This is a genomic window from Arcicella sp. (genome assembly GCF_964672035.1).
Window position 1 is genome coordinate 20,232 of sequence record NZ_CBABQS010000066.1, and the last position, 6,917, is coordinate 27,148.

The 6,917-nt window shown below is 35.4% G+C and carries 7 protein-coding genes; 6 read left to right on the forward strand and 1 reads right to left on the reverse strand.

The window, feature by feature from the left end; translation table 11 throughout:
- The first annotated feature begins 35 nt into the window (after positions 1–35).
- Together AC1W31_RS15750 and metK are read left to right on the forward strand one after the other, a co-directional pair.
- The gene (locus AC1W31_RS15750; RefSeq protein ID WP_481735439.1) at positions 36–1,223 is read left to right on the forward strand and encodes a lycopene cyclase family protein; all 1,188 of its coding nucleotides are present in this window, start codon (positions 36–38) and stop codon (positions 1,221–1,223) included.
- A 230-nt stretch (positions 1,224–1,453) separates the two neighbouring features.
- Positions 1,454–2,731 (forward strand): methionine adenosyltransferase, encoded by a 1,278-nt coding sequence (metK, locus tag AC1W31_RS15755; RefSeq protein ID WP_481735440.1) that lies wholly within the window; start codon positions 1,454–1,456, stop codon positions 2,729–2,731.
- 120 nt (positions 2,732–2,851) lie between these two features.
- Here metK and hpf read toward each other — a convergent pair whose 3' ends face one another.
- A complete protein-coding gene (gene hpf / locus AC1W31_RS15760; protein WP_481735441.1) occupies positions 2,852–3,202 on the reverse strand; it encodes a ribosome hibernation-promoting factor, HPF/YfiA family in 351 nt (116 codons plus the stop codon).
- A 603-nt stretch (positions 3,203–3,805) separates the two neighbouring features.
- Between hpf and guaA the strand changes: the two genes are divergently transcribed.
- From guaA to AC1W31_RS15780, 4 genes are all read left to right on the forward strand, one after another.
- Positions 3,806–5,335, forward strand: a complete 1,530-nt coding sequence (guaA, locus tag AC1W31_RS15765; RefSeq protein ID WP_481735442.1) for a glutamine-hydrolyzing GMP synthase — start codon at positions 3,806–3,808, stop codon at positions 5,333–5,335.
- Positions 5,336–5,489: 154 nt separating this feature from the next.
- Positions 5,490–6,074 (forward strand): hypothetical protein, encoded by a 585-nt coding sequence (locus AC1W31_RS15770; protein ID WP_481735443.1) that lies wholly within the window; start codon positions 5,490–5,492, stop codon positions 6,072–6,074.
- 93 nt (positions 6,075–6,167) lie between these two features.
- Complete coding sequence (locus AC1W31_RS15775; RefSeq protein ID WP_481735444.1) at positions 6,168–6,410, forward strand: hypothetical protein; 243 nt, start codon at positions 6,168–6,170, stop codon at positions 6,408–6,410.
- Positions 6,403–6,726, forward strand: coding sequence for a type II toxin-antitoxin system RelE/ParE family toxin (locus AC1W31_RS15780; protein WP_481735445.1), 324 nt, complete (start codon positions 6,403–6,405; stop codon positions 6,724–6,726). The genes AC1W31_RS15775 and AC1W31_RS15780 overlap by 8 nt, the downstream gene beginning before the upstream one ends.
- Positions 6,727–6,917 lie beyond the last annotated feature (191 nt).

Genomic DNA, 6,917 nt, shown 5'->3' on the forward strand with positions numbered 1-6,917 from the left:
ATTTTTATTTGTTATCACTTGTAATTAAGCTGTATATGTCCCTCAAAAACACTCAAAATCCTTCAAACACCTACAATTATATCATCGCTGGCGGAGGCATGGCGGGACTTTCACTGGCTTTTTATCTCAATCAAAGTACTTTACGAGACAAATCTATCCTCATTATCGACCGTGATGAGAAGAATACGAACGATCATACTTGGTGTTTTTGGGAAAAAGGAATATCGCCTTTTGAAGAAATTATTTTTAAACAATGGAAAGGCGTTTGGTTTCACGGAACGGACAACTTTTCACAATTTCTTGATTTGCAGGAATATAATTACAAGATGATTCGTGCCATTGATTTTTATGAATATATTTTTGGTATCCTAAAAGAGAACACGAACATTACATTTTTACAAGCGGACATTTTAGAATTGAACGAAACAGTGAAAACAGACCACGGCGATTTTTTTGCTTCTGAATTTGTATTTGATAGTTGTTATCGTTCAAATTATGATAATCCTAAATATCATAATATGTTGCAGCATTTTAAAGGTTGGGTAATTGAAACGCAAAAACCGGTTTTTAATGTTAATGAACCAATCCTTTTTGATTTTAGAACTGAGCAGAAAAACGAACTTCGCTTTGTGTATGTGTTGCCTTATTCCGAAACGAAGGCATTGATTGAATTTACTATTTTTTCGGACAATTTAATCACGGATGCCGAGTACGAATTTTATTTGAAAAAATACATCGAAGAAACGTTAAAAGTGGGCGAGTATAAAATTAAAACCAATGAATATCAAATTTCTGAAACGGAGTTTGGCATTATTCCGATGTCAGACGAAATCCATGAAGTTCTGCCGATGCCCAAAGTCATCCGCATTGGTACTTCGGGCGGTTACGTGAAGGCTTCAACGGGCTATACTTTTCAACGAAGTCAGCGATTTTTACAGAATTTAGTAAAATCGTTAGCGACCAATGCCAAAGTATCAAACGGTATGAAATTCAACCCTTGGAAAGGCTTTTTGGACACCGTTTTATTGAACGTAATGTTGAAAAATAGAACGCCCCAAGATCGAATTTTCACGGGTTTTTTCAAAAATAATAATCCCTCGAAAGTCTTGAAATTTTTGGATGAGGATACTTCTTTCTTTGAAGATATTTTGTTTATCAATACCGTTCCCAAACCGCCCTTCATCAAAGCTGCTTGGGATGTTTTGAGGAAAAAGATATTTTGACATCGTACTTTTTGTTTAAATATTACACTGAATATTGTAGGTCATATAGATACTAAGAATAGCGTTAATTTTAAAATAAGTGTATTTATTTAGGCATAATATCTATTTTTTGGAATAAAATAGATAATTTATCCATAAAATCCCCTTTCCACAACCCAAATTGTCATTTCAAAATATTCCTTTTAAATTTGTGAATTATTAGATTTTTCATATTTCATAAATTAAATATAATGGCATATCTTTTCACCTCTGAGTCGGTTTCGGAAGGACACCCAGACAAAGTTGCAGATCAAATTTCAGACGCATTGATTGATAACTTCATGGCGTTTGACCCCTCTTCAAAAGTAGCTTGCGAAACCCTTGTAACCACGGGCTTAGTAGTTTTGGCGGGTGAAGTAAAAACTCAAACTTATCTTGACGTACAGGCAATTGCCCGTGAAGTTATCCGTAAAATCGGTTATACGAAGTCAGAGTATATGTTTGAAGCTAATTCATGCGGTATTATCTCAGCAATTCATGACCAATCGGATGATATTAACCAAGGTGTTGATAGAGTGACTGCCGATGATTTTGAATCAAAAGCAAATGCACAAGGAGCAGGCGACCAAGGAATGATGTTTGGTTACGCAACTCGTGAAACCGATAATTATATGCCTTTGGCTTTGGATTTAGCTCATGCGATTTTGAAAGAAATGTCAGAAATTCGTAACAACGAACCTGAATTAATAGGATACCTTCGCCCAGATGCAAAATCACAAGTAACCATTGAATACTCTGATGATAACGTTCCTCAAAGAATTGATACCATCGTTGTTTCAACGCAACACGATGATTTTGATGCAGATGAAGCAATGTTAGCGAAAATCAAAGCGGACATTATCAATATCGTGATTCCAAGAGTAAAAGCAAAATTGAAACCTGAGTTACAACCTCTTTTCACGGATGCAATTACTTACCATATTAACCCAACTGGAAAATTTGTAATTGGTGGACCACACGGAGATACAGGTTTGACAGGTCGTAAAATTATCGTGGATACTTACGGTGGAAAAGGCGCTCATGGTGGTGGTGCATTCTCTGGGAAAGACCCATCAAAAGTGGATAGAAGTGCGGCTTATGCAACTCGTCACGTAGCGAAAAATGCAGTAGCAGCAGGTCTTTGTGATGAACTTTTAGTACAAGTTTCTTATGCCATCGGCGTAGCAAAACCATGTGGTTTATTCGTAAATACTTACGGGACGGCTAAGGTGGATATGACCGACGGAGAGATTGCTCGTAAATTAGAAGAAGTTTTCGATATGCGCCCTTATGCCATCGAACAACGTTTGAAATTACGTAACCCAATCTATTCAGAAACAGCTGCTTATGGACACATGGGACGTAAAAATGAAGTAGTAACAAAATCTTTTAAAAGTCCAGATGGAAAAGTGAAAGAAGTTGAAGTTGAACTTTTCACGTGGGAGAAATTGGATTTCGTGGATGCTGTGAAGGCTAAGTTTAGTTTGTAAGGATTGAATAACTTTGTGTGATTAATTTTCGTATTCAAAAAGAAAATAAAAAAGGGTTGCTCTCGTGAGAAAGCAACCCTTTTTATTTTATGGTATGTTAGAGAAAACAACTTCTCTTAATTAACTTTCCATCGCCATCGACATTAAAACATCACGGGTAGGATTTAGTTTTTCCTGGATTTTATCTTTAAATTTTTTGAGTTGAACTTTCAAAGCTTCAATGGCTATATCCATGGCTTCTTCAAAAGAGGAGGCTTGTTCTTTTACAAACAATGTAGCTCCTGGTAAACTGATTTTTACTTCCAACATTTTACTCTTGACCCTCTTGGTATCTCCTTTGTCTAACCTAAGAAAAACCTCTCCACCAGTAATTCGGTCATAAAACATATCCAACTTATTTAATTTCGATTGGATAAACTCTAACAGCTTCATGTCAGCGTCAAAGTGTATTGAATGCACTTGTAATTTCATACGCACTCTTTGTTTAAAAGTTGATAGATAAATAACGGACATTTGCCCATTGGAGCAGTTCTTCGTTTCATTTACGATTTCTTATTTCTTGCTTGAATATTTAAGGTCAATCATCTCTCAGATTTACAAAAGCACAACTGCCCGCAAATACGAAACATAAAAAAAGGAATATTAAATGAATGTCAAAGAACTCTCCGATTTTATAGAAAAACCCTGTTTGATCGGAACAGAATTCACTAAGGTTTGGGCGTTTTCTTAATTAAACTTACCGATTATTTTTGGATTAACCAAATGTTAAGGACACATTCTTTGAAAAATCAAAATGGTATTTCGGTTAAACATATAGTGCAGTACTACTCAACTTGGAAAAATGCAATTTTGAGACTTTCTTCGGTATTTCTAAAGTTAAAACATCAAGATTTAAGCAATTTTGAGCATTGACGATCAGATAATCAACAAATAATGATTTAATTTTAAGAATACTCTCAAACATCTACTCAAAAACCATAAATTTTCCCGAAATTTGCTTTTTAATTTTTTTCGCCGTTGTTTGACGATGCGTCTCAGTACCCGCACAGACAACCGCAGTATTCACTCCAAAAAATGTCCGAAAAAATAATTATTCTTGATTTTGGCTCACAGGTTACCCAGTTAATCGCTCGTCGTGTTCGTGAACTCAATATTTACTGCGAAATCCATCCTTTCAATAAAATTCCTGTGATTGACGAATCCGTAAAGGGAATTATCCTTTCTGGAAGTCCGTGTTCGGTGCGTGATGAAGATTCTCCCCGCATTGATTTAAGTCTTTTCAGAGGAAAATTACCTGTTTTAGGTATTTGTTACGGAGCGCAATTGATGGCCTTTTTGGGTGGGGGAGAAGTTTACAATGCTGGTCACCGTGAGTATGGAAGAGCAAATTTGAAAAAAGTAGCAGAAAGTCTATTATTGAATAACGTTTCTGAAAACAGCCAAGTGTGGATGTCGCATGGGGATACGATTATGTCGGTTCCTGATGATTTTGAAGTAATTGGTTCAACCGATGACGTAAAATATGCCGCTTTCCATATTCAAGGAGAACAAACCTACGGAATCCAGTTTCATCCCGAAGTTACGCATTCATTGGAAGGCAAAACGATGTTGAAAAACTTCGTCATTGATATTTGTAAATGTTCACAAGATTGGACGGCCGATTCTTTCGTAGATTCAACCGTGGCCGCTTTGAAGGCACAATTGGGCGATGATAAAGTGGTGTTGGGGCTTTCGGGAGGCGTTGATAGTTCGGTAGCAGCGATGTTGATTCATAGAGCCATTGGCAAGAATCTTTACTGCATTTTTGTGGATAATGGTTTATTGAGAAAGAACGAATTTGAGGACGTTTTAGCGTCCTATAAAGACTTAGGATTAAACGTAAAAGGGGTTAATTCAAAGGATATATTTTATAAAGCTTTAGAAGGTTTGACTGACCCCGAAGCTAAACGAAAAGCCATTGGAAAATCATTCATCGATGTTTTTGACCATGAATCTCATTTAATTGAGAACGTAAAATGGTTGGGGCAAGGCACCATTTATCCCGATATTATTGAATCGGTTTCGGTAAGTGGTGGTCCTTCACAGACTATTAAATCGCATCATAACGTGGGCGGTTTACCCGATTATATGAAATTGCAAGTGGTTGAGCCTTTGAAAACTTTGTTTAAAGATGAAGTTCGTTTGGTGGGTAAAACGCTTGAAATTCCACAATTTATTTTAGGTCGCCATCCTTTTCCAGGACCAGGTTTAGGCATTAGAATTTTGGGAGATATTACGGCTGAAAAAGTGCAAATTCTTCAAGAAGTTGACCATATTTTTATCAATGGACTAAAAAATAGAGGATTATACGACCAAGTTTGGCAAGCAGGAGCAATGCTTTTGCCGATTCAATCCGTGGGTGTAATGGGTGATGAACGTACTTATGAACGAGTTGTGGCTCTACGTGCAGTTTCATCGGTGGACGGCATGACAGCCGATTGGTGTCATTTACCGTATGATTTCTTGGCGGATATTTCCAATGAAATTATCAATAAAGTGAAAGGTGTAAATCGAGTTGTATATGATATTTCTTCAAAACCACCCGCTACGATTGAGTGGGAATAGTTTTGATTTTAGATGTACGATTTTAGTTTTTTTATTTAAAAAGGGATTGATTTTGATAAATCAATCCCTTTTTTACCGTTTAATAAATGCGATTGTGATGTTCAGAAAGCTAAGAAGTAATTTTGGGACTTAATTTTAAACTATTAAAAATATCATGAAAAAAATTACTTTATTATTTTTAGCTACCACTTTAACATTTGTTATCTCATCTTGTAGTAAAACGGCAGAAGTTGCACCTCCGACGGTTGTAGGAATTTGGAAAGTAGGCGGTTTAGGAGTTATTACTGATACTAAAACAGTTGATGCCTCAACAGACGATATTAAAAAATTAGACGTAAAAACTGGTGAAGCCTTTGCAGCACAAACTTTTGAATTTAAAGCTGATGGAACTGCAGTTATTCCGAGTAATAGTGGTTCTGCAACAACTGATGCGGGTAAATATGTCGTTGCAGCAGACGGTAAAATGATTACAATCACTTCAAACACTGCCAAAGATTCAAAAGGTAACCCATCAATTCAAACTTTTGAGATTGTTAGTTTAACAAATTCAGAATTGAAATTTGGAATAGGTAAATTATCTAAAAAAGGAACGGACGGACAGTTTGTCATTGATTTACTTTCGATTGATTTTGCGGTTTATTTATACGGTGCTTATGTATTTGCTGCAAAAGGGCTTGATCCTGATTTAGAATTGAAAACTGCCAAAACAATATCAGCAACTTATAATTTGAAAAAATAATAGAATGCGATACATGATGCAAAAGGCTGATTTTTAAAAATCAGCCTTTTTTGCTAAATTGCTTTTGTAAATAAACAGTAAGTAAATTGTCTTATGAAAACGACCCTTAATTTTAATGCCAATATTCAATTAACGCTTAATCAGTTAGTTGACTTGGCGATACAACTTCCTAAAAAGGAACGATTCAAGTTGGCTTCAATATTAGTAGAAGAGGAAGAGTTTATTAGTAAAAACGAATTAGTCTCGAAGATTAAAGAGGGATTACAAGATGTTAAATTACACAAAGAAGGAAAAATAAAACTGAGAACTCTCTCAGAATTCTTAGAAAATGTATAGTGTTAGACCTGCCAGAAGTTTTGAAAGAGATGCAAAGAAACTGCTAAAAAAATATGCTTCTTTACGAAACGAACTAATAGAATTAGGAGATGAATTAGCTGAAAATCCTACATTTGGAATTCCATTGGGCAGAGATTGCTATAAAATAAAAATAGGTAAAAAAAGTAAAGGCAAAGGTTCGAGAGGCGGTGCAAGGGTTATTACTTATGTGATTACTGAAAATGAAGAAGTAATTCTATTGACTATTTATGATAAAAAAGAAAAGTCTAATTTAACCTCAAATGAATTAGAAGAACTTTTAGAAGATTTTGAATGATTCCAAAAGTCCGACCTCAAAATTGGGCTTTTTTGTTGCCTCCAACACTTTCTTAATCCCCGCTTCGTTAATATCCCATCAAAGATTATTATCTTGCAAACTTTATTTATATCAACTCTTTTTTAATCGAATGAAATTTAGATTCTTAACCCTTTCGGCACTTTTTTTATGCCTAAATACTTTCGCTCAGA

Excerpts from the sequence above, each read along its gene's own strand:
- hpf (WP_481735441.1), bottom strand. The coding sequence starts at position 3,202 with ATGAAATTACAAGTGCATTCAATACACTTTGACGCTGACATGAAGCTG.
- guaA (WP_481735442.1), top strand. The coding sequence starts at position 3,806 with ATGTCCGAAAAAATAATTATTCTTGATTTTGGCTCACAGGTTACCCAG.
- metK (WP_481735440.1), top strand. The coding sequence starts at position 1,454 with ATGGCATATCTTTTCACCTCTGAGTCGGTTTCGGAAGGACACCCAGAC.
- AC1W31_RS15750 (WP_481735439.1), top strand. The coding sequence starts at position 36 with ATGTCCCTCAAAAACACTCAAAATCCTTCAAACACCTACAATTATATC.
- AC1W31_RS15780 (WP_481735445.1), top strand. The coding sequence starts at position 6,403 with ATGTATAGTGTTAGACCTGCCAGAAGTTTTGAAAGAGATGCAAAGAAA.
- AC1W31_RS15770 (WP_481735443.1), top strand. The coding sequence starts at position 5,490 with ATGAAAAAAATTACTTTATTATTTTTAGCTACCACTTTAACATTTGTT.
- AC1W31_RS15775 (WP_481735444.1), top strand. The coding sequence starts at position 6,168 with ATGAAAACGACCCTTAATTTTAATGCCAATATTCAATTAACGCTTAAT.